Source organism: Phocaeicola sartorii JCM 17136 = DSM 21941 (genome assembly GCF_054653615.1).
The window spans coordinates 2,869,366-2,895,532 of sequence record NZ_BAAIFW010000005.1; the positions used below are offsets into that span (position 1 = coordinate 2,869,366).

26 protein-coding genes are annotated in these 26,167 nt (G+C 42.6%); 4 read left to right on the forward strand and 22 right to left on the reverse strand.

From position 1 onward, the window contains the following. Window positions 1-65 precede the first annotated feature (65 nt). Window positions 66-1,283 (forward strand): MFS transporter, encoded by a 1,218-nt coding sequence (locus tag ACYQ0C_RS12175; protein ID WP_016277924.1) that lies wholly within the window; start codon window positions 66-68, stop codon window positions 1,281-1,283. A 180-nt stretch (window positions 1,284-1,463) separates the two neighbouring features. Continuing rightward, a complete protein-coding gene (locus ACYQ0C_RS12180) occupies window positions 1,464-3,761 on the forward strand; it encodes a bifunctional dihydroorotate dehydrogenase B NAD binding subunit/NADPH-dependent glutamate synthase (RefSeq protein ID WP_016277925.1) in 2,298 nt (765 codons plus the stop codon). Window positions 3,762-3,872: 111 nt separating this feature from the next. On the opposite strand, the gene ACYQ0C_RS12185 is transcribed toward ACYQ0C_RS12180, so the two are convergent. The 22 genes from ACYQ0C_RS12185 to ACYQ0C_RS12290 form a co-directional block, all read right to left on the reverse strand. Beyond that, window positions 3,873-4,298, reverse strand: coding sequence for a BT0820 family HAD-type phosphatase (locus tag ACYQ0C_RS12185; RefSeq protein ID WP_016277926.1), 426 nt, complete (start codon window positions 4,296-4,298; stop codon window positions 3,873-3,875). A gap of 18 nt (window positions 4,299-4,316) precedes the next feature. Next, the gene (locus tag ACYQ0C_RS12190) at window positions 4,317-5,129 is read right to left on the reverse strand and encodes a glycosyltransferase family 2 protein (protein ID WP_016277927.1); all 813 of its coding nucleotides are present in this window, start codon (window positions 5,127-5,129) and stop codon (window positions 4,317-4,319) included. Between the two features lie 17 nt (window positions 5,130-5,146). Next, window positions 5,147-6,118: a glycosyltransferase family 4 protein gene (locus ACYQ0C_RS12195; protein ID WP_016277928.1), complete on the reverse strand. Its 972-nt coding sequence runs from the start codon at window positions 6,116-6,118 to the stop codon at window positions 5,147-5,149. A gap of 10 nt (window positions 6,119-6,128) precedes the next feature. Then, a complete protein-coding gene (locus ACYQ0C_RS12200) occupies window positions 6,129-7,151 on the reverse strand; it encodes an EpsG family protein (protein WP_016277929.1) in 1,023 nt (340 codons plus the stop codon). Window positions 7,152-7,177: 26 nt separating this feature from the next. Next, window positions 7,178-8,155: a glycosyltransferase family 2 protein gene (locus ACYQ0C_RS12205; RefSeq protein ID WP_016277930.1), complete on the reverse strand. Its 978-nt coding sequence runs from the start codon at window positions 8,153-8,155 to the stop codon at window positions 7,178-7,180. Next, window positions 8,152-9,300, reverse strand: coding sequence for a glycosyltransferase family 4 protein (locus ACYQ0C_RS12210; RefSeq protein ID WP_016277931.1), 1,149 nt, complete (start codon window positions 9,298-9,300; stop codon window positions 8,152-8,154). The genes ACYQ0C_RS12205 and ACYQ0C_RS12210 overlap by 4 nt, the downstream gene beginning before the upstream one ends. Beyond that, window positions 9,279-10,253, reverse strand: coding sequence for a glycosyltransferase family 2 protein (locus tag ACYQ0C_RS12215; protein ID WP_016277932.1), 975 nt, complete (start codon window positions 10,251-10,253; stop codon window positions 9,279-9,281). Before ACYQ0C_RS12215 ends, ACYQ0C_RS12210 begins: the two co-directional genes overlap by 22 nt. Window positions 10,254-10,306: 53 nt before the next feature. Then, window positions 10,307-11,212, reverse strand: a complete 906-nt coding sequence (locus ACYQ0C_RS12220) for a glycosyltransferase family 8 protein (RefSeq protein ID WP_016277933.1) — start codon at window positions 11,210-11,212, stop codon at window positions 10,307-10,309. A gap of 2 nt (window positions 11,213-11,214) precedes the next feature. Continuing rightward, window positions 11,215-12,639 (reverse strand): lipopolysaccharide biosynthesis protein, encoded by a 1,425-nt coding sequence (locus tag ACYQ0C_RS12225; RefSeq protein ID WP_016277934.1) that lies wholly within the window; start codon window positions 12,637-12,639, stop codon window positions 11,215-11,217. A gap of 346 nt (window positions 12,640-12,985) precedes the next feature. Continuing rightward, window positions 12,986-13,999 carry a glycosyltransferase family 2 protein gene (locus tag ACYQ0C_RS12230; protein WP_016277935.1) on the reverse strand — a complete coding sequence of 338 codons (1,014 nt, stop codon included), beginning with the start codon at window positions 13,997-13,999 and terminating at the stop codon, window positions 12,986-12,988. Window positions 14,000-14,027: 28 nt separating this feature from the next. After that, window positions 14,028-15,038: a glycosyltransferase family 2 protein gene (locus ACYQ0C_RS12235; RefSeq protein WP_016277936.1), complete on the reverse strand. Its 1,011-nt coding sequence runs from the start codon at window positions 15,036-15,038 to the stop codon at window positions 14,028-14,030. 1 nt (window position 15,039) lies between these two features. Further along, window positions 15,040-15,945, reverse strand: coding sequence for an NAD-dependent epimerase/dehydratase family protein (locus ACYQ0C_RS12240; RefSeq protein WP_025077286.1), 906 nt, complete (start codon window positions 15,943-15,945; stop codon window positions 15,040-15,042). 52 nt (window positions 15,946-15,997) lie between these two features. Then, complete coding sequence (locus ACYQ0C_RS12245) at window positions 15,998-16,888, reverse strand: NAD-dependent epimerase/dehydratase family protein (protein ID WP_257463673.1); 891 nt, start codon at window positions 16,886-16,888, stop codon at window positions 15,998-16,000. Next, window positions 16,888-17,424: a dTDP-4-dehydrorhamnose 3,5-epimerase family protein gene (locus ACYQ0C_RS12250; protein ID WP_016277939.1), complete on the reverse strand. Its 537-nt coding sequence runs from the start codon at window positions 17,422-17,424 to the stop codon at window positions 16,888-16,890. Before ACYQ0C_RS12250 ends, ACYQ0C_RS12245 begins: the two co-directional genes overlap by 1 nt. Continuing rightward, window positions 17,421-18,497, reverse strand: a complete 1,077-nt coding sequence (gene rfbG, locus ACYQ0C_RS12255) for a CDP-glucose 4,6-dehydratase (RefSeq protein WP_016277940.1) — start codon at window positions 18,495-18,497, stop codon at window positions 17,421-17,423. The genes ACYQ0C_RS12250 and rfbG overlap by 4 nt, the downstream gene beginning before the upstream one ends. A 29-nt stretch (window positions 18,498-18,526) precedes the next feature. Continuing rightward, on the reverse strand, window positions 18,527-18,826 hold the full coding sequence (locus tag ACYQ0C_RS12260; protein WP_016277941.1) for a type II toxin-antitoxin system RelE/ParE family toxin: 300 nt from the start codon (window positions 18,824-18,826) through the stop codon (window positions 18,527-18,529). Then, complete coding sequence (locus tag ACYQ0C_RS12265; RefSeq protein WP_016277942.1) at window positions 18,808-19,065, reverse strand: hypothetical protein; 258 nt, start codon at window positions 19,063-19,065, stop codon at window positions 18,808-18,810. The genes ACYQ0C_RS12260 and ACYQ0C_RS12265 overlap by 19 nt, the downstream gene beginning before the upstream one ends. An 85-nt stretch (window positions 19,066-19,150) precedes the next feature. Beyond that, the gene (rfbF, locus tag ACYQ0C_RS12270; RefSeq protein WP_016277943.1) at window positions 19,151-19,930 is read right to left on the reverse strand and encodes a glucose-1-phosphate cytidylyltransferase; all 780 of its coding nucleotides are present in this window, start codon (window positions 19,928-19,930) and stop codon (window positions 19,151-19,153) included. Window positions 19,931-19,949: 19 nt separating this feature from the next. After that, a complete protein-coding gene (gene rfbH / locus ACYQ0C_RS12275; RefSeq protein ID WP_016277944.1) occupies window positions 19,950-21,293 on the reverse strand; it encodes a lipopolysaccharide biosynthesis protein RfbH in 1,344 nt (447 codons plus the stop codon). Window positions 21,294-21,453: 160 nt separating this feature from the next. Beyond that, window positions 21,454-21,576, reverse strand: coding sequence for a hypothetical protein (locus tag ACYQ0C_RS12280; protein WP_016277945.1), 123 nt, complete (start codon window positions 21,574-21,576; stop codon window positions 21,454-21,456). Window positions 21,577-21,671: 95 nt separating this feature from the next. Next, window positions 21,672-22,568, reverse strand: a complete 897-nt coding sequence (locus ACYQ0C_RS12285; RefSeq protein ID WP_016277946.1) for an Rpn family recombination-promoting nuclease/putative transposase — start codon at window positions 22,566-22,568, stop codon at window positions 21,672-21,674. Window positions 22,569-22,766: 198 nt separating this feature from the next. Then, a complete protein-coding gene (locus tag ACYQ0C_RS12290) occupies window positions 22,767-22,922 on the reverse strand; it encodes a transcriptional regulator (RefSeq protein ID WP_016277947.1) in 156 nt (51 codons plus the stop codon). A gap of 116 nt (window positions 22,923-23,038) precedes the next feature. On the opposite strand from ACYQ0C_RS12290, the gene ACYQ0C_RS12295 reads away from it, so the two are divergent. Together ACYQ0C_RS12295 and ACYQ0C_RS12300 are read left to right on the forward strand one after the other, a co-directional pair. Continuing rightward, complete coding sequence (locus ACYQ0C_RS12295; RefSeq protein WP_257463670.1) at window positions 23,039-24,085, forward strand: hypothetical protein; 1,047 nt, start codon at window positions 23,039-23,041, stop codon at window positions 24,083-24,085. A gap of 78 nt (window positions 24,086-24,163) precedes the next feature. Continuing rightward, window positions 24,164-26,140, forward strand: coding sequence for a toprim domain-containing protein (locus ACYQ0C_RS12300; RefSeq protein ID WP_175271245.1), 1,977 nt, complete (start codon window positions 24,164-24,166; stop codon window positions 26,138-26,140). The last annotated feature ends 27 nt before the right edge of the window (window positions 26,141-26,167 follow it).

Genomic DNA, 26,167 nt, shown 5'->3' on the forward strand with positions numbered 1-26,167 from the left:
ATGTATGCAGAATGGCATTCTTTTTTATTACTCTAACCTGATTACTAACTATTTAACCTATTATTATGAATACTTCACAGAAAAATTTCATGGTACCTCTTGCCTTTGTAGGCATGATGTTTTTTGCAATCGGATTTGCACTGGGTATTAACTCCTTCCTAATGCCGGTATTGGAACGGTCAATGGAAATGTCAGCTTCGGAGTCCAACCTCCTGCTTGCCGCCACATTTGTTCCATTCCTTATTTTTGGTATTCCGGCAACCAAATGTATTGAAGCCATCGGTTACAAAAAGACAATGGCTCTTTCATTTATCATTTTCGCTGTCGCTTTTGGATTATTCATCCAGGCAGCCGCTACAGAATCTATAGTTTGGTTCCTTTTCGCCTCATTCATCTGTGGTGCCGCCAACGCCGTACTTCAAGCTTCAGTAAATCCTTATGTGACTATTCTTGGTCCTATAGAATCTGCGGCAAAACGTATTTCCATCATGGGAATTTGCAACAAACTGGCTTGGCCTGCCACTACTCTCTTCATTACCTTAGTGATCGGTAAAACCATAGACGAAATCAAGATGGAAGATTTGTTCCAACCATTCGGCATCATTATCGGTATCTTCGTTGTATTAGGCGTTATCGCCTTAATGGCTCCGCTGCCAGAAGTGAAAGCCGCCGGAGAGGATGCCACAACAGATGCAGAAGAAGCAGTAGCATGCCCTTATGCAGAAGGCAAAACTTCCATCATGCAATTTCCTCATTTGTTATTAGGAGTGGTCGCTCTTTTCCTTTATGTAGGTGTCGAGACCATAGCCTTGGCAACTGCAACCGGATATGCCAAAGCATTGGAACTGCCGGGTGACAATTACGGATTCATTCCTTCCATCGGTATGGTAGTGGGCTACATTTGCGGTGCGACCTTAATCCCTAAATACCTAAGTCAGGCTACCGCAATGAAAATATGTGCCATCATAGCCATCATCGGTTCTGCCCTGGTAGCCATCATGCCTGCTGAAATCTCTATCTATTGCATTTTCTTCATGGCACTGGGATGTTCACTCATGTGGCCTGCCTTATGGCCTCTTGCCATGGCCGATTTGGGTAAATTCACCAAAGCCGGTTCTTCATTGCTGACCATGGCTATTGCCGGTGGAGCGGTTATGCCGTGGGTGCGTGGTGTGGTTCAAGATGCGACTAATTTCCAGGCCTCCTATTGGATCTGTGTTCCCTGTTTCCTTTTCATCCTTTATTACGGAATGATAGGATATAAAATCAGAACAAAGAAATAATCTCTTTTTCACATCGGCAACAAACCGCTGACAAAATCAAAGATTTTTTCATGACAGGATGAGCCGCCCCTTACAAAAGGGCGGCTTTTCTTTTGTCTTTAAAAAATATAATTCTAACTTTGCATAAATTATCAATTTGATAATCAACTCAGAAAAATAACTAACTTATAGTATAGCAAAATGAATAAGATTATTTCAAAAGAACATTTCTCGGAAAAGGTCTTTAAATTGGTCATAGAAGCGCCTCTGATTGCCAAGTCACGTAAGGCCGGACATTTCGTAATCGTTCGTGTCGGTGATAAAGGAGAACGTATGCCACTTACTATCGCCAGTGCAGATCCCGTAAAAGGTACCATCACACTAGTAGTACAGGAAGTTGGTCTTTCTTCTACACGTCTTTGTGAATTGAACGAAGGAGATTATATTACCGATGTCGTAGGCCCGTTAGGCAAAGCCACCCACATCGAAAACTTCGGAACCGTAGTATGCGCCGGAGGAGGCGTAGGCGTTGCCCCGATGCTTCCCATCGTGCAAGCTTTGAAAGCTGCTGGAAACCGTGTAATTACCGTATTGGCCGGACGTACCAAAGAATTAATTATCCTTGAAAAAGAAATGCGTGAAAGTTCTGATGAAGTAATCATTATGACAGACGACGGCTCATACGGACGTAAAGGATTAGTGACTGAAGGTGTGGAGGAAGTAATCAAGCGTGAAACGGTAAATAAATGTTTCGCCATTGGTCCTGCCATTATGATGAAATTCGTTTGTCTGCTGACTAAAAAATACGAAATCCCAACAGACGTTTCCCTGAACACCATTATGGTGGATGGAACCGGCATGTGTGGTGCCTGCCGTATCACTGTAGGGGGCAAGACACGTTTTGTGTGCGTTGACGGTCCGGAATTCGATGGCCATCAGGTAAATTTTGACGAAATGCTGAAACGTATGGGAGCTTTCAAAGATATTGAGAAAGAAGAAATTCATAAACTGGACGCCGAAAAGCCGGCTACCTGTGAAGCGACTAAAGAACCGGACAGCAGGGATGCGGAATGGCGTGCAAACTTACGCAAAGTCATGAAGCCTAAAGAACGTATGGCTATCTCTCGTGTGAAAATGAACGAACTGGATGCAGAATACCGTTCACATAGCCGTAAGGAAGAAGTCAATTTAGGCTTGAATGAGGAACAAGCTGTGACGGAAGCGAAACGTTGTTTAGATTGTCCCAACCCTACTTGTATGAACGGCTGCCCCGTAGGAATCAACATCCCGAAATTCATTAAAAATATCGAGCGTGGCGAATTCCTTGAAGCAGCCAAGACCTTAAAGGCAACCAGCGCATTACCTGCTGTTTGCGGCCGTGTATGCCCCCAAGAAAAACAATGTGAATCACAATGCACTCATCTGAAGGCCGGACATGAAGCCGTAGCCATAGGCTATCTGGAACGTTTTGCTGCCGATTACGAACGCGAAAGCGGTCAAATATCCGTACCGGAAGTAGCGGAAAAGAACAATACAAAAGTGGCTGTCATCGGTTCAGGTCCTGCCGGACTCTCATTTGCCGGAGATATGGCCAAACAGGGGTACGATGTCACTGTATTCGAAGCTTTACATGAAATAGGAGGCGTATTAAAATATGGTATCCCCGAATTCCGTCTGCCAAACAAGATTGTAGATGTGGAAATTGACAACTTATCCAAGATGGGTGTCAAATTCATAAAGGACTGCATCGTTGGAAAGACAATCAGTGTGGAAGATCTGGAATCAGAAGGCTTCAAAGGCATATTTGTTGCATCAGGTGCCGGACTTCCCAACTTCATGAATATCCCGGGTGAAAACTCCATCAATATCATGTCTTCCAACGAATACCTGACTCGTGTAAATCTAATGGATGCCGCCAGTGAGGACTCGGATACTCCTGTAACATTCGGCAAACGTGTAGCAGTAATTGGTGGCGGAAACACAGCAATGGATTCTGTCCGTACAGCACGTCGTTTAGGAGCAGAACGCGCTATGATTATTTATCGCCGTTCGGAGGAAGAAATGCCTGCCCGTCTGGAAGAAGTGAAACATGCTAAAGAAGAAGGAGTGGAATTCCTCACTTTGCACAATCCCATAGAATATATTGCTGATGAAAAAGGGCGTGTAAAACAAGTCATCTTACAGAAAATGGAATTAGGAGAACCGGATGCTTCCGGACGTCGTAGTCCGATAGCTATTCCGGGAGCGACAGAAACGATTGACATTGATATGGCAATAGTCAGTGTAGGAGTCTCCCCTAACCCGATTGTCCCAAGCTCCATCCCTGGATTGGAACTTGGACGCAAAGGAACAATTGCCGTAAATGAAAACATGCAATCGTCAATCCCGACTATTTATGCCGGTGGCGATATTGTGCGTGGTGGAGCTACAGTTATCCTTGCAATGGGTGACGGGCGCAAAGCCGCTGCTTCCATGCATGCGCAACTCTCTCAAAAATAACATCATCTCATTCTATAATTTGGAGGTGTGTCGTAATGCACGATGCACCTCCCTGTTTTTTAGAGCATCATGCGGAATTTATAACGTTCTTTTTGTCTATCGAGGGTCTTCCTAAGTCTTGAACAACCTCCCCCAAAATCCTTTCTTTTCATCTTTCTCTTCTTGATTCGTCCTTTTATACATCTCTTCATAACCCAGCCGTTCATGCACCATGCGGTAAATCACTCCCCACTCGGGCAATCCCCCCAGATTGCGGTCATCAATAAACAAATCGGCTTTCAGTTTGCGCGAATAATGTTTGTTTTCCTCTTTTTCTTCGGCATAATTCCTGTTTACCGCATAAAATTCCAATCCCCGCTTGCGGCAAAATTCCACCGCTTCCTCCAGCAGGCGGCCTTCGCGCACACTCCACAATATCAGGTAATGACGCTCTTGCTGCAATTGCTTCAAGGTATCTATGGCAAATGGAATCTCTTTCCCTATGGCAGGGTATTTATGCTCTACTATTGTTCCGTCAAAGTCTACTGCTATAATCATAATTAAATAGTACCCAATTTATTTCCTCAACATTCTTTTATAAAATATCTCCCTCATCCGGTTAGGCATCATTCTCGTTGTAAACCGAATCATTACATTCAGCACAAACCGCCTGTAATTTATATATCCTATGCGCAAAAGTTCGCATTGCAACGCCAGTTCCTTCATGGCATAGCTCCATCCGCCTCTGCGCCGAAACACATTCCTTGAGAACCGGAAGTACAATAAACTTTCCTGAATATTATAAAACTTACAACCGGCTTTCAGCATATATCCCCATAAATAATAATCCTCAGGGAATTTATGATACCCTCCCACTCTCAACACTGCACTTTTCCTATACATCACACAGGGGTGATTTATCGGACTTCTTTTCTTTCCATATTCATAAATCTCACTTGGCTGCTCCGGCAATTTACGAATAGAAGTCACCTTTGAGGTATCTCCTTCAAATTCTTCTATCCAAGCGCCTACCACATCCAATTCCGGATGCTCCTGAAAAATCTTTATCTGCTTTTCAAAACGATCCGGTTTCGAAATATCATCAGTATCCATACGGGCCACTAAATCATACGAGCAATATTTCAAGCCTTCATTTAGTGCTTTTCCCAGTCCTCCGTTCTTTGCTAGAGGGATTATTTTCAGTTGGGGATATCTTAGGGCATATTCCTCTATTGTTTCATCCAGTTTGGCCGTCAAAGGGCCGTCTTTTACCAATATTACTTCCGATGGCAATAATGTCTGCCTGAATATGCTGTCCAGACTTTGGCGCAGAAAGGCCGGGCTTTCTTTGTAATATAAAGAAAGCAATACAGAAAAAGGATTGGTCATTTGTATTCCAGAATAAGTTACTGTTCAGCAAGTAAGTTATTATAAATCTCCAGATATCTTCTATAGAAGCAATCAGGAGAATAAGCCTTTTCATACTTCAACTTTATGTTACAGGATAATGTCTCTTTATCCTGCAAAACACGTTTGATGGCAGTTGCTACACTTTTCTTATCTTTCAAATCAAACATGGCTATTTCATCATCCGTAAATATTTCCTTAAACACATCCAGATTGGAAGCTACAATGGGCTTGCCGAAAGCTGCCGCTTCAAGCATTGCCAGCGGGAAGCCCTCACTATGGCTGGGAATGGCAAAAGCATCAAAATAAGGAAGATACCTATAAGCCGCCTTTTTATAACCAACGAATAATACCCTATCGGCTACACCTAAATTTTCAGCTAATCTCTCCCATTCTTTCCGAACAGCCCCATCACCCACAATGCAGAATTTCACATCCGGACACCCCGGAAGGGCTTGCAACTGCCGCTTTTCATCCGCAGTCAAGTCTAGTGAATAATCACAAATCCGGGTATTATAGGCATAAGTAAGTTTCCGAGCCTTAAAAAATTTCGCGTAATAGCATTGTGCATCTTTTGTCAGAGCAACCACCTTATCCGCCCGGCTATTCACGCATAAATAGAGCATGCCATATAGAAAACCTTTAAACTTGCCATAGGTGAAGCTGAAATCATCGAACAGATAATTATGCATCGTTGTGACAAACTTTGCCTTAGCGTGCCACGGCCTGTGCAAGAACACATAGAGTTGTGGGCGATAACCATGCGTATGCACGATATCATACTCATCAAAATCAATCTTCCGGTTTATCACAATTCTTTCCGTATCACAGTCAAAGTCCAACTCTTTTATTTCATCGAAATAACACACTTTGCACTTATGCCCATGCCTCACAAACTGATGAACCAAATCATTGGCTACAAGTACTGGACCGGCATTTTTCAAAGACGGAACAATAAACAATATTTTCATAATCAATCCATTAAAACAAGATAGAACTATAGTGAAGCACTCCCGCAGAGTTCGTTGACAGAAAATAGAAAAAGAACACCGACAAAAAGAGGACAACTACATAGGGAGAAACCACCCTGTATGATTCTTTTACATTCGCCAGATAAAGCGGAAACAAAACCACTTCGACTACAGAAAAATAAAACACGACACGCAGCCCCAGTTCCAGCCGGAGCATTACATTCATCACCAGTATGGCCATAAAATAGAGCTTCATCCAGAAGTTCTCATGCAATTCCTCCTCTACGGTCTCGTACACATAAAGAAATAATCCGGTCCAATACACCGACAGAAGAAATGCCTGAAGTGTCCTGTCTTCTGTCCGGTATCCGTCCGCTTTATCCAAATAGCCTTCATAACTGCCTATAAAAGGAGAAATCATATCATTATTCAGCAACAATCCCACAAAGAACGAGGCTATTAATAAAATATATATCAGCAATCTGTCATCCAGTTTTATTTTCTTATAAAATAAAGCTATTAAAGCCACCATGGCAGTAGAATGAATCAAAGAGGCCACAACCACCCATCCCATAAAAGCATACGTCTTATTACGATTCAGCCAATAATAGGCATACAGCACCACACTTACCGCTATCATCTGCCGGTTTACGTTCATGGTGTAACAAATAAAGTAAATGGTCAGCAAGACGAACCACGAGAAGATACGGTTGGGGCTTTCCCTCCTAATGACGAATGCGTAGCAAGACAACATGAGCAGACTAAGCACCCATTGAAAAAAATGAAAATCGTTCTTTATCTGATAAATGAAGTATATTAAATACCCATACAGGGGTTCAGGATATCCATGATAACCACTTCTGCCAATTCCATGAAACATCTGATAATAAGCCCTTACATCTACCCCTACCGTTAAAGAACGAAATCCTATCAATACAGAAAAAACCAATAAAATACTCCAAAAAGAAATTTCATTCTCCTTGTCCCACGCAGCTACCAGAATCAGAAGCCACAAAATAAAAAATACCAGCATACTTATTTTATTTGTAAAAATTCAGATCAGCGTAACTTCAACTCAATCAACAACCTTTTTATCCTATTCACTAACGTACATAAAAATAAAGCTAACGAATGGCTTACATTCAGTGACAGAAAAACCAACAAAACACGATAGTCGGAACGCAAGGAATACAAATGCTTTGCATCTAAATTCAGCCCAAGTTCAGTCTTCTTGCTTTTAAGTTCTCTTATCCGGGCTTTTATCTCAAGCAATATGTACAACATCCCAAGTCCCTGCCAGTTCAACTCATTCTCAAGTTCCTGATAATCACGCAGCAAGCATTTTAAATGCTTATATACATCCTCAGACACTTTATAATATTCATACGTAATACTCCGCGTAATGGAACCACTATTTATAATCTGGTCATAATGATAAAATGCCCGGGGTAGATAAGCCACTTTTGTTTCTTGTATCAATATTTGCATATTCACCAAAAGGTCTTCACGGTAGTTGATGCCTTTTATAAAATGTACTTCACGTGTTTGGTAGCAAGTGGACTTGATCAGTTTGTTCCAAAGAGCGGCATGCAGTCTTTGAAACAAGTCTTTCATAAGTTGACGGGAGTCCAAAGAAGTGGGTTCCTGCTTCCTGTAAGTCGTTTTATGGGGAAAATCCACATAGTAGTCACAAATCACCATGTCCGCATCCGTTTCTTTTGCTTTCCTGTAAAGTTCCTCCAGCATGGTAGGTTCCACCCAGTCATCCGGATCGGCATGGATGGAATACTCCCCGCAAGCATGATCTATACCAAACTGACGGGTAGCCCCCACTCCCTCATTCGCTTTATGAAAAACACGGATACGAGCATCTTTTCGGGCATATTCATCGCAAATTTCTCCTGAACGGTCGGGACTGCCATCGTCTATCAACAGGATTTCAAAATCGGTGAAAGTCTGCGCCAAGAGACTGTCCACACAGCGATGCAGATATGCTTCCGCCTTATAGACGGCTACAATTACTGATATTTTTATCATTTCAATACTTCCACCCACTTACTCATAACATTGTCAATGGAAAAGCGCTGCACGTTCCTTTCCGCATTCTGTCCCATTCTTTTTCTCTCCTCGGGATGTTCAATCATGTAAATCATCGCCTTTGCCAAGCCTTCCACATCTCCCACTTTATCCACCAGTAAGCCGTCTTCGCCATGAGCGATAATTTCACGAGGACCACCACAATCATAAGAGACACAAGGTAAACCACATGCCATTGCTTCTAGTAACACCAAAGGAAATCCTTCATTCCGAGAAGACATAATGTAAAAAGAAGATTCCACATATTTATCAACAATATTTTTCACTGGATCATTTAATGATATAAAGTCTTTCACACCATTATCATTTACTAATTGTTGAAAATAATCCTTCCCTTTATCTTCATCCACTCCACCATAAATATCCAAATGCCAATCGGGATATTTGCGAGCAACCAGTGCCCAGGCAGCAAATAAAAAATCAAAACCCTTTTCAAAATGCAATCTTCCAACAGATATTACTCTTTTACTATTCAATTGTGATTTTACTGAAGGTATATTAACGGTAATAAAATTAGGGACCACAATCATATTAGATAAATTACCACGATTTACAACATCTTCTTCTGTCAAATCTACAATTCGATAATAGTTTTTGTATGTTCTGGATTGATAGCACTTTCTAAGTGACGCAATCAAACGATAGATATATCTACCATCATGCCCACCAACATTTAAAATCAAATTATGTATTTCATAAATCTTCTTACTCCCATCTTTCATCTTGGGAATGAATCCACAATGAATCAAAGTAGAAAGATAGTCACATGGATTTTCTTTTATATATTCCAACAATTTCTTTTTCAGCAACCAATGCCTTCTAAAACTAATAAAAATGTTTTTAAGGGATGAAAGGGCGTCTTTCCTACTTTGTTGCTTTCGTACATCAGCCAGATTATCTATATGCAATGCATACAGTTTAATCTTTTCCGATAACGGATAAAAGGAACAAATTTCCTTTTCTATAGTTGTCAGAATAGTCACTTCGTAACCATGTTCCACCAACCAGTTGGCCTTCAAAGAGACAACGCGTTCCGTACCGCCCGAACGGTTCAGACACTCTATCAGATAAATAATTTTCGCCATATATTTCGTGTTTTTTTTGCTAAATTCGCCAGGATATAATAGATAAATACAAATCTTTCGTGTTGGCACACGAACTTCACACAGGCAGTTTTCAAACTTCCATGATAGCCTTTAGAAAGAGCTAACAGACCGGAAATAAATTCTATATTCCGTACCTTTTTATTTTGCTTAAAAATACATCCGCCTATACCGGAAAACACAAATACCAAATATTCATTCCTACATTCATTCTCTAAACCATGGTCGGATAACTGTTTCCAGATGGCATTGCACAAACTAAAAAAAGGCTCCTCGTACACTTTCATGGTTCTACATACTGAATTCATATTATCCGGATTATACAGATAAACCACAATATCATCATAAAAGCCTATGCGACTGGAATTCAGGGCAGCTACAATATTCATATACAAGTCTTCATTATTCGTCACATTACGGGGCAGTTTGAATGCATTCTCATCCAGGACTTGTCTTCTAAATAATTTTGTAACAGGCCCACAAGAAATCTTATGAAGCAACATTTTTTTTATATAGTCTGTCTTTTCCCAAAGCCCACTTTGCAAATAATGTTCCTTTTGGGTTCTGTCACGATAGAGAGCAGCACAGCCCACGGTAATGTCCAAGTTATCTTTTACAGCCTTCCCCAATAGCAGGCTCAAAGCATCACCGGGCAAATAATCATCAGAATCGACAAAGGCAATGTATTCCCCAGAACTGGTCTGTACCCCCAAAGCCCGTGCCGCACAAGCACCGTGGTTCTCTGTATGAATGACTGTAATACGCCTGTCCTTTTCCCGATAGGCATCACATATCTCTCCAGCTTTATCTGGACTGCCATCGTCCACTAAAATTAGCTCCCAATCCGTAAAATCTTGGGATAATACACTTTCTATACATCTTGCAATGTAAGGTTCCGCTTTATAGACGGGAACAATAACTGAAATTTTAGGCATACTATTTTAATTACATATTTATATTCAGGAACAGTCCTGCTGAACTCATAATCCTAACTTCGGCAAACAGGAGGAAGTACTCCCAACTTTTCCAATCCACCCCTTATCAGATATTTCAAATAAAGATTCAATGGCAAGCTTCTTCTTTTTCTAACCGACAATCCTGTCAGTTTCAAGTACTTGAAAAAATCTTTTTTATAAGGGTTCCAACATTCTTTATGCCAAGGTTTCAATCCTGTGTAATGTACAATTACCGGATCTTTTGACTGTTCGCAAATAGTGGCATAGTTTTCATCCTCCATTATTTCTCGCTTAAGAAAAGTTGATTGTACATTGTATGCTATAGACATCTGTTTTTTCCGGTCTTTCAATACGGCATTCAATATATCTTGATCATGGTACTGCAATAAACCAATATTGTTATAAGCATACTCCAAAAGTTCATTTTCAAGATTATTTTCGCGCCAATAGGTCAAATTCAACAAGAGGACACCACTATTAAAATAACCATACCTTGTTTCATAACCCAATCTGAGACAATGTTCCTGATAATCATCCTGCACAACCGCCAGTGCAACCTCCGATATATTTTCATCAAATAATTCCTTGAGAGAATGACGAACTATAATGTCACAATCCAAGTATAAGACCTTAGTAACAAATAAAGGTAAAACGCTAGACAACAACAAGCGGTAATAAGCAGCTATTGTTATGTGGGATGGCTGTCCTTTTCCCTTTAAAGGAAGGCATTTTAATAAATCCGCATTCACTTGATAAAAAGAAATAGAAATGCCATACTTTTCAGCCAATCTACGCAACATACTTTTGCTCACTTCACTTAAACCTGAACTGACAATATAAAAATTAATATCAGAACCCATGTTATTTTCACACACAGACACTATTAAAGCACTGCATGGTATGATATAATTATCATCCGGACAACATACAATATCCATATTTAAATTTTCTTTTTTATGATACGAACAATAAAAACAAATTCTTTCCACTTAAAAAGAAAGGGTATAACCAAGTAATAAAAACAGCCTAAAACAATCCCTACCAACAGTTGCACTATTGGAGATTCAAAGAATCCTATTACCCAAAACACAACTCCCCCCATAGAAGAAGCCCATATAAACGTTGGAAATATGATTTTTAGTTCCTCTAGGAATCCACAATCGGGCAAAACACGTTTTATATACTGAGTAACAATGAAGATATCAAGAACTGAATAAAGAACAAGCCCCCAGCACATCCATTTAATACCCAAAGGTATGGTTAAAACCAAAATTATAAATGCTACTATTTTTTTTATTATTTCGGACTTCAAAGAATAATCACTTCTACGTTTTGCATTTAATAGTTCCCAATTTTGGCGCATTAAAGGTTCGAACATATAAGCAATACACATAATCTGCAAATAAACGACAGCCCCCAACCATTTATCGGTCAGAATAGTAATGATTAATGGTCTGGCTAAAGCACAAAGCAATATCATCATGGGAAATACAACGAAAGAACTCATCTTTATAAAGAAAAGAAATTTATCACGCAATAAATGATTATCATGTTGCAATTCACATTCTATGGGATATGTCACCCTGTTCACAATAGCCATGAAAAAAGAAGAAGGACTTTGAGCTAGGGAAAATGCCCTATTGTAATATCCTAATTCAACAACTGGAAAAATTTTTCCAATAAAGAGGGTATAAAGATTAGTATAAACCGTATGAATCACCCCGCCTACCAGTAATTTACTGCCAAAAGAGAACAATTCTTTAAACGATTTTACAGAAAAGACAAATAAAGGTCGCCAGTCAGACATTATCCACAAAAGCAAGGCAGATATCATAGCCATAGATAGGTTTTGACCTACCAAAGCCCACACCCCATAATTATTGTAAGCTAAGAGCAACGCAAGTATTCCACTTATTATTATTGAAACAAAAGAAATGATAGCCTGTTTTCTATAATCAAGGTCAATCATAATTTTTGCACGCTGCACAATAGAAAGAGAATTTATGATTAAACTCAACCCTATAATACGGACAATCTCTTTCAATTGCGGCTGATTATAAAAATCAGCAATAAAGCCCGAAAAAGAATACAATATAAAATAAACTGCAACAGAAACAATCAAATTAAAAAAGAAAGCGGTAGAGTAGTCGGTATCTGTCCTATCCTGCTTCTGTACAAGTGCAGCTCCAAATCCAGAATCTACTATATTCTGCGATATACTCATAAAAATAGTGAGCATTGCAATTAACCCATAATCAGCAGGAACTAGTATGCGGGTTATAAAAAGCAAAAGAAGAAAAGACAATAATCTGGAAGAGAAAATATCTATACTACTCCAATACAGACCTTTTAAAGTTCTATTCATAAGTTAGCACTCAATTTATGGCATACTCGTTTGAAAAGGCACATAAGTGTGCCCTAAACTGAGTTTTGTTAATTAATAAGTTTTGAGATAAATGAAGACCGTTACTTATACGGTTATCAATCCAGATACGAACAGGATTTATCAGTTCGGCTTCTTAATACACTTTGATTGCCTGTCTTAGGATCTTCATCAGTAGGAGTCCCATCGACTTTAACTTCAACGACCTTGCTACAAGTATCCTTATGCCATTTGTGAAAGATGTTACAATCTGTAAGCATATCTAATAATCAAAATCCTAAATATTGATTCAAAAACTTCGGAAATAGCTTTTTAAATATGACTACATTCATTTTCTAACTAATGAATACTTTGCATGAAGATTATATACGATTACGCTCATTCGCACCATAGCCTTCTCAAATAAATTCAATTTCCTTGCCGGAAAGAAGTTCAATGCTTCACACTCAGCTGATTCAGTTAGCAATCTCCCTATATAATGCAAAATTCTATTACCTCTAAAATATTTATCAACAATGGCTTTTCGCATATAAAAATTAAATGCGGCAAATCTATCAGATACTATCAACGATGTGTTCACTGCAACCCTACATACATGAAGGGGCTGATTTATTCTATAAATAGGTGCAAAAAGAAAATACTTCATGAGTAAAACAAAATCTATAGCTGGATAAAAATCAGGATTATACCCTCCTATTTTCAGCATTACCGATCTATTAAACATCTCTCCTACCCCATTGCTAAAATCCAGTATAAACAAAGAATATATATCGTTAAGATAATAAGATTTAGACTTCAACAATCCCCAAAATCGATCCTTACATATATCATCTTCACTTATCAAGTTTCCATCAGCATCTATTGCTCTGCTTCGTCCCAAAATGGCCGCTTCAGGCCCTACCTTCTGACGGAACGCCCACAAGTTTTTCAAAGTATCTTCCACCAGCATATCATCGCTATGACAAAACACGATATTCTCCGAACGGGCAAGCTCTATACATCTATTCCAATTGCCTGCCATACCAATGTTATCGTCATTACAGTAATACCGTATACGGCCGGACTTGAGACTCTTTACATACTCCAGAAGGTTACTGTTACCCGGATCATTTTCTACAATGACCACCTCATAATCAGGAGCTTCCGTCTGATGAAGCACACTATCCAAAGCCTCCTTTATATAGGGAGCCTTATAAGTGGGTATGACAACAGAAACAAGAGGGTCTTGGCTCTTTACATCCGAAAACAAAAGATTAGACTTTACATTCTTATATTTCTCAAAGCTGTTCACATATTCAAAAAAATCCTTGCTTTTAAAAGGATATTCAAATTTTATTGCCATATATAATTTTCATTACAAACTATATTTTTCATATTCTAGTAAAAGAGTATACTGAGTGGAAATAATATATAATACTATCCATTTTCATCATTGCCTTCTCTAATATATTGATATTCCTTAGGGGAGAGAGTCCCCACAACTCATCCTCAATTGTTTCCGATCTTAATTTTGCTATATGATATAAAATCTTATTACCTCCCCAATATTTATCAACAATAGCTTTTCGCATATAAAAATTACATGGGGCAAATTTTGCACATACTACTAAGGATGTATTTACTGCTATTCGAGTTAAACGAACAATCGAATTAATTCGATAAATGGGTGCGTTACAAAAATAGTTCATAAACATAACAAAGTCTATAGCAGGATCAAAATCTGAATTATACCCGCCTAACTTCAACATTACTGACCTATTGAGCATTGCTCCCACACCCGTATCAAAATCCAATCGAAAGGAAGAATGTCTATTGTTTTGATAATAAGATTTCGCCTTCAACAATCCAAAGAATCGATCTTTACATACACCACCCTTTATAAACTTTCCATCCTTATCTATCAATATATTCCGCCCCAAAATGGCCGCTTCAGGCCCTACCTTCTGACGGAACGCCCACAAGTTTTTCAAAGTATCTTCCACCAGCATATCATCGCTATGACAAAACACGATATTCTCCGAACGGGCAAGCTCTATACATCTATTCCAATTGCCTGCCATACCAATGTTATCGTCATTACAGTAATACCGTATACGACCGGACTTGAGACTCTTTACATACTCCAGAAGGTTACTGTTGCCCGGATCATTTTCTACAATGACCACCTCATAATCAGGAGTTTCCGTCTGACGAAGCACACTATCCAAAGCCTCCTTTATATAGGGAGCCTTATAAGTGGGTATGACAACAGAAACAAGAGGGTCTTGGCTCTTTACATCCGAAAACAAAAGATTAGACTTTACATTCTTATATTTCTCAAAGCTGTTCACATATTCAAAAAAATCCTTGCTTTTAAAAGGATATTCAAATTTTATTGCCATATCATATTTTTATTGAAAGATTTCTATTAAAAGTCTCCATCACATTTTTATAGGGATATATAATTGTCAATAGTTTACCTATGTCACACTTCAAATCCATTATTTCATTCTCCCTGTAAGGCATTGCACCATAATGCACTGCTGACGCAGAATGCAACTCCGATTTATATAATTCTATAATTGATTTCAATGAAATGCTGCTTCCACTACTCACATTCACTATCTCGCCTATACATTCCCTATAGTTCTCAAGCAAGCCGTGAATATCCTCTGCAAAGTCATCCACATAAATGAAATCGCGTTTCTGTTCGCAAGGAGAAACATTCAAAGGTTCGCCATTCTGAAGCTTGTCTATTACATAAGGAATAAACTTATTTTTATTTTGTCCCGGTCCGAACAGATTGCCCGGACGAACGACCATGGCCGGAAAGGCATAATTACGATGGAGCATCAAGGCTGTATTTGTTGTCAGTTGTTTTACCAAAGCATAAGGAGAATTGGGATATTCCCGGTTTTCTTCCTTGAATGGCGAACTTATTGAACCGTATTCCTCTGAACTGCCGAACTGGATAAAGAGTTTCAATGAAGAGGTATCCTTAAAACGTTCATATAAGTTCAGGAGAACTTTCAGATTGGATGATATCAATTCATCAAACAAGGACAAATCACGCTCGGCGGTCACTATAGAGGCCAGGTTGATGATGTAATCGGGAGCAATGATTTCCGATGGTATTTTATCTGCTACCAAGTCAAGTTGATATACATTTACAGAAAGATAATCTGCGAAAAAATCATGATCAATATACTTGTCAAAAACTGATATCTGATAATAAGGCGACAGACATCGTACCAGATTTTTTCCTATGAATCCACTGCCACCTATCAAGAAAAGGGATTCTCCACTCATCATGCCACCCTCCTTTCCGGCTCAAGGGAAGGTGTTAGAGGGATGATAAGACCTAATTTACCCCCCCGATAACTTTATTTAACATATTGATTATTTGTTTATTTGCTTTCCAATTTGGCAGGACATTCCCCACATAAGGTTTCATCACTTCTCGTTGCCGGTAGCAACGTCCTCCCCACTGAATATTCAAGTGTACATTATTCCGTTGCTCATACAAGTGTGCCCATTCTTTAAGCGAATAGGTCTGACCGGAAGTCAGGACATATTCTTCACGGAGAGCAACTGTATCATCCTGTAACATTTCTGCTAATTGAATGAATCCTGAAACCACATCGTCAATGTGAAGAATATCAAGCTGCTGCTTCCCCGGAGACATTGCCAGCTCTTTTCCGGATGTAGCAATCTCATCAAAAAGCGTGAATATTTTTCGTCGGGTGTCATCCGCACCGTAAGTATCACAAAGCTTCAAAGTACAAAAACGAAGCGGGGATGTTTCTGTATAATACTTTGCCACGGTAATAAAAGCCTGTTTACTGGCCGCATAAAGATTTACAGGATTATATTGATCGCTATAATCAGGAGCATTGTAATTCTGCCAAATGGTACCGGTATTCAGAAACCACTTCACGCCAGCCATCTTAGCAGCTTCTAATAAAGCTGTACCTAAATATAGGTTGCTGTCTATTATTGGCTTTATCTGTTCTGTCTTATGTTCGGCGACATAAAGCGATGCCAAATGAATGATTCCATCTATCTGTTCCTGCCGTAAGTAAACGGCCAAAGCTTCTATATTGTCATTAAACGTAAATATACGGCTTACGTTTATAGAGGAGCAGTCGGTGGAAGGTCTTACCAAAATATGAACTTCATGCGCACAGCATTTCAAGTCTTTCACCAGATGCTTGCCTACAAACCCGGTGGCTCCTGTTACCAGAATATTCATCAAAACGGAGATTTAAATTTATCTAATGGTTCAAATGCTAGATCACGCCCGGAAATGATTGGTTGATTTATATTCCAATTAAATCCTATCGAATTATAGGCTATGCCATAGTCATGTTCTTTAGAATACCCGGAAGTTTGGGCATAATTTACTATCGTATTATCTTCCAATGAAAGGAAACCATGTGCAAAACCTTTGGGAATGTAGAGATATTGTCCTCTACAAGCATCGAGTTCCATGGAAAAACATTTCCCATAAGTTTCAGAACTCTTACGGATATCTACCACTACGTCTCTAATTTTTCCCCGGCTGACATATACTAATTTCGTATGCTCAAAGGGAGGCAACTGAAAATGCATTCCCCGTATCACATCTTTATGCGATACAGAATAATAGAATTCTCTAAAGTCGGTATCCAATCCATTCCTTTCAAAGAAATCATAATTAAATGGCTTTTGAAAGCCACCACGAATCTCTTGGAAGTTTACTGTTTCCAAGATATAAAGTCCTTCAAAAGAAGTTTTCTGTATATTCATTCTTGCAAGTATTTTTCTATATGTTCTACACAAAGTGTATATGCATCCTCTTCCTTATAACGTTTATACCAGTCCACAACCAGCTGTACACACTTGCCAAGGCTCATCCTTGGTTCCCAGTCCAATTGAAACTTCGCCTTACTGATATCCAGCATCAGCAACTTCGCCTCATGCAAGGCATCCGGATCAGAAAGATCCTTCAACTCACCACTGCCGTAATTCTCTATCACCATAGAGGCTACATCCCACACATTGGTGATGCTTTCAGCCCTCGGACCGAAATTCCATCCTTCGCAATACTTCACAGGGTCATCCCACATCTTTTGCGCAAGAAGCATATAGCCACTAAGAGGTTCAAGCACATGTTGCCAGGGGCGGATTGCTTTAGGACTACGGATTTCTATCGGTTTACCTGCTTCCAACGCCTTGATGCAATCGGGGATGATCCTGTCCAAAGCCCAGTCGCCACCGCCTATCACATTTCCGGCCCTTACACTGGCAATACTCTTGCCGTGTTTTTCATACACTCCGGGATGAAAGAAGCTCCGACGCCACGAGGCTATGGCTATTTCAGCCGCACCTTTACTACTGGAATAAGGATCGTATCCGCCCATCGGTTCGTTCTCCCGGTAGCCCCAGATCTGTTCCCTGTTCTCGTAGCATTTATCGGTGGTTATCATCACGCCCACTTTCACACTGTCTGTAAAACGGATAGCTTCAAGAATATGGATAGTCCCCATCACGTTGGTCTGATAGGTCTCTACAGGAATGTCATAACTCAGACGTACCAAAGGCTGGGCTGCCAGATGGAACACAATCTCGGGCTGATACTGCCGGAAGATTTCTTTGATACGTTCACCGTCACGGATGTCGGCACGGATATCCGCCTTTATTCTCTGACCGATACCGGAAAGCACAAAATTGTCACGTTCAGTGAAAGGGTCCTGAGCCACACCGATAACCTCGGCGCCCAGCTCATGCAACCAGATGGAAAGCCAGCTGCCCTTGAAACCGGTATGGCCGGTGACAAGCACACGCTTCCCACGATAGAAATCATGGAAAATGTCTATCATGAATAATGGAGTTGATTAAAAAAGAATGATTAGTTATGCTTCATCATAGTAGCATGAATGGCCACTACATAAAGAGTTGTATTAGTATAACGATAAATAATCCGATACTTGGGATGGGAAAGGAAAGTATAGTATTTAGTCTTCGATGTGCTACGCCGTTCGTCCAATGTGCCCATGGTGGGCATTTGAGCCAACAAATCTATAGTATTCAAAATACCTTGATAGAATTTCACGGCGAATTGTTCTCCTCTTTCGTCCTGATACCATCGCAGGATTTGCAGATAGCGGTCAGTAGCCCTGTTGCTCCAAACTATCTTTCGAACCCCCATCTGGCAAATTTAGCAAGGACTTCCTGCTGAGTTATATATCCGCCCGCTTCAGACTGTCTGATTTCCTCATCCAGTTCCTCTTCTGTGAATGTGCAAGGCATGGAACTTTCATGCAGCAAGTCCCAACATTCCTGCAATTTCGCCTCGTCATTGATGCTGTCAATGGTACTTATCAGCCGGTTCTTCAAACCTTGAAGACCGGAAGCATTATAAGCTGTTGCAGGTTCTGAAACTTTCATTAGTATATTCCTATTCGTTTATGCAGGACAAAGAAAGATGTTTTATTTGGAACAAACAAATATTTTAATGATTTTCACGGTTTTATCACCAAACTTTCCAAGGAGCCTGTCCTTTGTCCCACATCCCATTCAGTTCCGTATTGTCGCGCAGGGTGTCCATCGGCTTCCAGAAGCCTGCATGGCGGTAAGCGTGCATCTTCCCGTCCTTTGCCAATTGTTCCAGAGGCTTGCGCTCAAATATCACCGTGTCATCATTTTCCGGTATATAATCGAACACCTCAGGCTCGCACACAAAATAGCCGGCATTGATCCAGTTGCGGTCACCGTCCGGTTTCTCCTGAAAGGACAAGACCTTGTCACTTCCCAAATCGATCTGCAAGGCTCCGAACTTTCCACCCGGCTTGTAGGCTGTCAGTGAAACGGCACAACCGGAAGCTTCATGTGCCCGGATGCTTTCCGCTATATTGATATCGGAAACACCGTCTCCGTAGGTCAGCAGAAAACGCTCGTTGCCGATATACTTCTGCACACGTTTCAGGCGGCCTCCCGTCTGGGTGTTCAGACCTGTATCAACCATGGTTACAGTCCAGTTCTCCGAATGGTTATCCAATACTTTTACACTATTATTGCTAAGATCGACTGTCATATCACAATTATGGCGGAAGTAATTGGCAAAATATTCCTTGATGACATACTGCTTATAACCACAACAGATGACAAAATCCTTAATGCCGTAATGGCTGTAAGTCTTCATGATGTGCCACAGGATGGGCTTCCCTCCGATTTCAACCATCGGTTTGGGGATCAGATTGGTCGCTTCGCTCAGACGCGTACCGAAGCCACCGGCAAAAATCACCGCTTTCATTTTCTACTGGTTTTGAATTTTACTTATGGGAAGCCACAAACTCCTTGATGGTGGAGATCATGTATTGCAACATTTCTTCCGTCATGCCCGGATAGACACCGATCCAGAAGGTATTGGTCATCACAAAGTCTGTGTTCTTCAGCTCACCGACAATGCGGAAACCTTCACCTGTGACACGCATCTCATCGAACGCCGGATGCTTCACCAGGTTACCGGCAAAAAGATTGCGGGTCTGGATTCTCTTGCTTTCCAGATATTCACTGAACTGGTTACGGGTAAATCCTGCATCCGGCTTCACCGACATCAGGAAGCCAAACCAACTGGGATTGGAGTTTTTCATCGGTTCGGGAAGAATCAGGCCTTCCGTTCCCTCCAGTCCTTCGCGCAGTATCTTGAAATTACGACGACGGGACTCTACAATATAATCCAGCTTCTCAAGTTGGGCGCAACCGATGGCCGCCTGCATGTCTGTCACTTTCAGATTAAAGCCAAAATGGCTATATACATATTTGTGGTCATAGCCTGCAGGCAGCTCACCGAACTTGCCTGTGAAACGGCACTTGCACGTATTGTCCACACCGCCCATACACCAGCAGTCGCGCCCCCAGTCACGGAAAGAGCGGACTATCTTGTCCAGTTCGGAATCATCTGTATAGACTGCACCGCCCTCGCCCATGGTCATGTGGTGGGGAGGATAGAACGAACTGGTGCCGATATGCCCCCATGTACCTGTCTTTTTCGTCACTCCGTCAATGGTATATTCCGAGCCTAAAGCGTCACAATTGTCTTCCACCAGCCATAGTCCGTGTCTGTCACAGAATGCTTTGACCGCTTCAAGATTGAACGGATTCCCCAATGAATGGGCGATCATCACGGCTTTTGTCTTGTCTGAAAAGGCTTCTTCCAGCCGGGTGACGTCCATATCGTACTCCGGAATCGTGATATCCACAAAAACAGGAACCGCACCATATTGTATAATAGGAGTTACCGTGGTAGGAAAACCACAGGCGACCGTGATCACTTCATCACCTTTCTTTATTCTCCTGTCTCCCAATTTCGGGGAGGTCAGTGCATAAAAGGCCAACAGGTTGGCACTGGAACCGGAGTTGGTAAGCGCACAATGTTTCACACCCAGCCATTTTGCCAGACGGGTCTCGAACTTATGAGCCCAAGGGCCGGCAGTCAGCCAGAAATCGAGTGACGAGTCGACAAGGTTCACCATCTCTTCATCATTGAAGTAACGGCCGCCGTAATTGACAAAACTCTTGCCCGGTTCAAACACTTTGGAAGTCTTATGGACTTCGTTATAATATTCACGCGTCAACTGAAGTATCTGTTGCTTCAGTTCTTCTTTTCTATCCATAATTATATAATCGTTTTATCATTGATCAAAAGCAAAACTCAAAAACAATCTCATCTCAAAAAAGGAGTGATTTTCTTTACCATTTCATTCCAAGACAAGCACAGGGGAAACCACTTTGCAGTGGCTTCCTCTTAAATAGTGTCAAAAGTTGGATTATCTTTTAATGTTTGTTATTGGCTATTCCGATGGTCATCGGCAATAAATTTTCGTAAACGGTGCAACCCGTCACTATCTGTTTGAAAAATTCTTTCAGATATTGCAGTGCGGAGATGCCTTGCATCATTTTTCAAACAAGTTTATATGGCAGCTTGTTTCTCAAGCCGGAATTCTATATGATTTTTATCTTTTCCGATACACTTTCAGGAAACGATAGCATACTCACAGTTGTTCTATCTCTTCCAAGGAAAGTCCTGTTACACGTGCTATTACATCCGAAGGAATCCCGGCAGCCTTAAACCCCTTAACCAAGGATTTCTTTTCTTCCTCACGTCCTTCCTCACGTCCTTCCTCATGTCCTTCCTCGCGTCCTTTCTCCCAGCCCTTCTCCCAGCCTTTCTCCCAACCTTTTCTTTCGCCGCTGCTGTAGAGAGTCCTCTCCACGCTGATGGCATCCCAGAATTTCTCGTATCCCTGCAACTGTGCAGGCGTAAAAGCTGATTCTTCCAAGGCTGTTACAGCCCTTTTAATTTCCGGATATTCCATTAGTTCGGCAGGAACTTTACGCGTTTTCTCGTCTATCTCGGTCAGATAGCGGAGCCAGAGTGCCTGCATTTTCTTTTCGGTGTAGGTGTGGGGGGTGAATTTGGGCAATTCCACAAATATAAGGTGGAGACCGTCTATCACTTTTTCAGAATGTTCTACATGCACCAATCTATAATAGTGGTAGTATCCTTCCAGCCCGGTCTCGAATATATCGTTTACCAGATTCAGGGAATAGACGGGTTGCAGCAACTCGTATTTATGCCCCTTGTCCAGCTGCCTCACATACGCCTTGGAGGCGTTGAAGAGTACGCGCTGTTTAAATTCGGGTGACCACACCATCTGCATCTCGACGATAAAATGACGCCCCCGACTGTCCTTGCAGCGCACGTCTACAATGCTGTATTTGCGCAAAGGATGCTCAGGAATCAGTTCCGTAGGCAAATATTCTATTTCGGTTATCTCTTCACCTTCCTCCAGGGGGAGCAGGGCATTGAGAAAACTCATCACGATGTCGGGATGCTCTCCGAATACTTTCTTGAAGGTCAGATCGGCCTTAGGATCCAAATAGGTCATAGTTTTATTTTTTTAAGGAATTGTCCTTGGTTGATGCAAAGAAACAATTTTCCAGCCACATTTCCTAACAAATCCCGGTCTTTCATTCCTCTCCCCCCATAATCTCCACTTCACCCAGTTCCATCCACAGCTTGCGGAATTCTTCTTTTGTCATGGCCTGGCGGAAATAGTCCAGAATGCGGAAATAAGAGTCGAGTCTTACACAGCCCCTTTTTCAATTTTGGTATAGGTAGACGCACTCATATCCAGTTCGCTGCACATCACATGGATATCAATATTCAGTTTTCTACGGACGCTGTCAATCAGTTCCCCATCGGAACGAAGCCACAAAGCAACATTTGTCAGTTCTTTCATCTTAATAAGTCTTAAAATACGTAAACATATATATTCAGATTACAGTTTCCTGTAATTCTTCAAAAAACAACAGGGTAATTTCACACCCCGATAACTTAACGCAAAAAAATAGAAACATGCAACAAAACGATCCATCCATGTCCGTAGCCGGACTGAAGAAAATGATGCACATCTGGAAAAGCCGTAACATTACAGATTCCACCACGACCAAACTACTGGAACTCTACCTGGGACTGACCGCCTATATGAACAGCCAGAAAATCTATCCGCAGGAGAACTTCTACGAGATACGAAATTCGCTCCGATTCTCCACCACACAGGCACTGATAGAAGCCATGAAAAGATCGCAAGCCTTCCCTTTCGTCACCGACCCCGAAACGGGAGCCGTCAAGGCCTTCTGGTCGCCGCTCTACCACGAAACGAATTCCGAAATCCATACAGAAAAAGACAACGGACCGGCATCACAAACTTTTGCGCAAACTTTTGTGCCGACAGATAATAATAATATTATTAATAATAATATTTATACTAACTCTACTAATGAGAGAACTTCTTTCAGAAGTTCTTCTCCTGAAAAGGATTCTCCGAAGGATGACTCAGGCAATCTTTCAGAGGAAAATTTCCCCGGACAGGGAAATTCCACGACAGACACGCTGCCCACCATAGCCGCAAAGGAATTCTTCCACCGCATCAATACCTCCAAAGAGGAAAAAGCCGGAATACTGATTCCGCTCATCGACCGCTTCCAGCAGCAGGAGGGAATTGACCGCCCCCAGGCGTGCCGGATAGTGGTTTGCCTGGTGAACGAGAAACTCATCCCCTACTTCACCGCACAAGTGAAGTTCCGGAAATTAAACCATTCCGGCAGGTTGGCGTGGCTGGGCAACCTGCTGAAGTCCGCGCACGGACAGAACCTCATAGCGCAGGCCATCCAGTCCCACCGCACGAAGCGCGAACAGGAAGCCCGGGAAAACTGCCGCAAACAGTGTAGCGAACTCCGAAGCTTCCATCCCGTCAGCCCCCACGAATGGAGCGACCGGGAATCGGGATCGAGATTCTATGACGACGCCACAGAAGGAACCGTCCTTATCCCCGCCGAAGCCGCACCGCGTCCCAGCGAAAAGGCCGTATGGAACGTGCTGTCGCACCTGTGGAACGAATAACCCTCCTCCATAGGGGCGGACACATGGATCCGCCCCTACGGAGGGGAACATGAATAATCTATTTTTAAATTTAAAGAAATGAAACCATTTTATCAACTTTCAGACTTTCCCGACCGTAAGAGTGCGGGAAAGAACTTTATCGCCGAGTGTCCCAAATGCGGGAAGAAACATCTTTCCATCGCCAAAGCCAACGGGATGTTCTATTGCTTCTACGCCGGATGCGGATTCCACGGCCAACTGCTCGACTTCCAGAAACAGCATCCGCTGAATCATTCCTACAGCGCACCTGCCGCCGGATATGCCCGCAGCCACAACACCGCCGCACGTACCCCGAACGACGGTGGAACACCGCAACCGCCCGAAGTGCCCATGATTCCCGAAGACTATACCCGTCTGACACCGGAAATCATGAAACGCATCCAGCCCTTGGACGCTGACCCACAGAACACAGACCCCGTGCAACAGGCAGCCCGACGCTACCTGGCCGACCAGGGCATCTCGCCCGCCACCGCCATCGCCGCCCGCCTGGGATGCCTCAAGCACCATTGTGCAGGCAAGGGCGACAAGAATACGTCGGGCATGGTGCATACCTGCATCGCCTACGTGAACTACCTCAACGGACAGCCTATCAATGCCAAGTACCGTTCCTGCGACCCTTCCAACCCGCAGCCGTCCCCTCAGGAGGAGAAGACGGAAAAGCCCGTCTACACCAAATGCTGGAGCCAGGATTCACCCACCACTCCATGCGCCCCTTACAACATTGACTGCATCAACCCCCTGCTGGTCACCACCGAAGAAAACATCCAACGGCTCATCATCACTGAGGGTGAAAAAGACACCCTCTCGCTGCTGGAAGCAGGCTATCAATATGTCATCAGCATGCCCAACGGTGCCGCCAGTGAGCCGGCGAAAGCCTTCGAAGCCTTCACCCCCTGGCTGAACCAGGTGGACGAAATCGTGATCTGTGGAGACACTGACCTGCCGGGACGCACCCTCGTCAAACACCTCTCCGATTATTTCGGGACACGCAGCCTGCACGTCGTGCTGCCCGGCGACTGCAAGGATATCAGTGATGTGCTCGCCGCCTATGGTGCAGAGGTGGTGCGCCAAATCATCGACTCGGCACATTCCATCCGGGCATCGGACATCATCACCGTGCACGAGCGCGAAACGGAAATCATGAACGTGCTGCATGGCGAATTCGACCACGGCTACCAGGTGGGACACGGCCCCCTGACAGACCACGTGCTGCACCCCACCGACCAGGGCGGACTGATCATCGCCACCGGAAAAGCCAATGCCGGCAAGACCGACTTTATGAACGACCTCACCTGCCGTCTGATGGCAAAGACAGGCCGTCACGTGTGTTACCTTTCTTTCGAGGTGCCGGACAAGAACAAGCATATCGCCCACTTGGTGCACCTCATGCTGGGCAAGGCGAACACCACCCATTACACCAGCGAACAGTTGCGCCCGCTGGTCAATTATCTGGATGCCCACACCGTGCACCTCGACTTTCACGAAGCGCCCCCCACGCCGGACAACATCATTGCCCGCGCCGAACAAGTGCGCAAGAAGATGCCGCTGGAATATCTTTACATCGACCCCTACCTGTTCATGGAGATGAACACCGCCCAGGGCACTACCGAGACGCAGGCCATCAAGTCCATGCTGACACAGATGCAGACATGGGGACGGAACAACAAAATATGGGTGATCATCGTAGCCCATCCCCGCAAGCTGGCCAAACTGACCGGCAAGAATGAGCTGGAAGAAATCGACATGTACACCATAGCAGGCAGTGCCAACTGGGCAAACCTGGCCGATTTTATCTTCTCCATCTCGCGCATCAATGAACCCGACCGCGCCTTTACGCGGCTGGATATGCTGAAGGTGCGCGACCAGGATTTGTGCCAGACGGGCACCGTGCTCTATGTGCGCCAACCTTGCGGACGCTATGACGAACGCGAATCCGAAGAACAGATCATGGCGGAAATGAACGGGCGGATGATGGCGCACGACCAAGCTCCGTGGACGGACCTCCTCGCCCGATGACGTACCTTCCGGCAGTGCGAATATTCA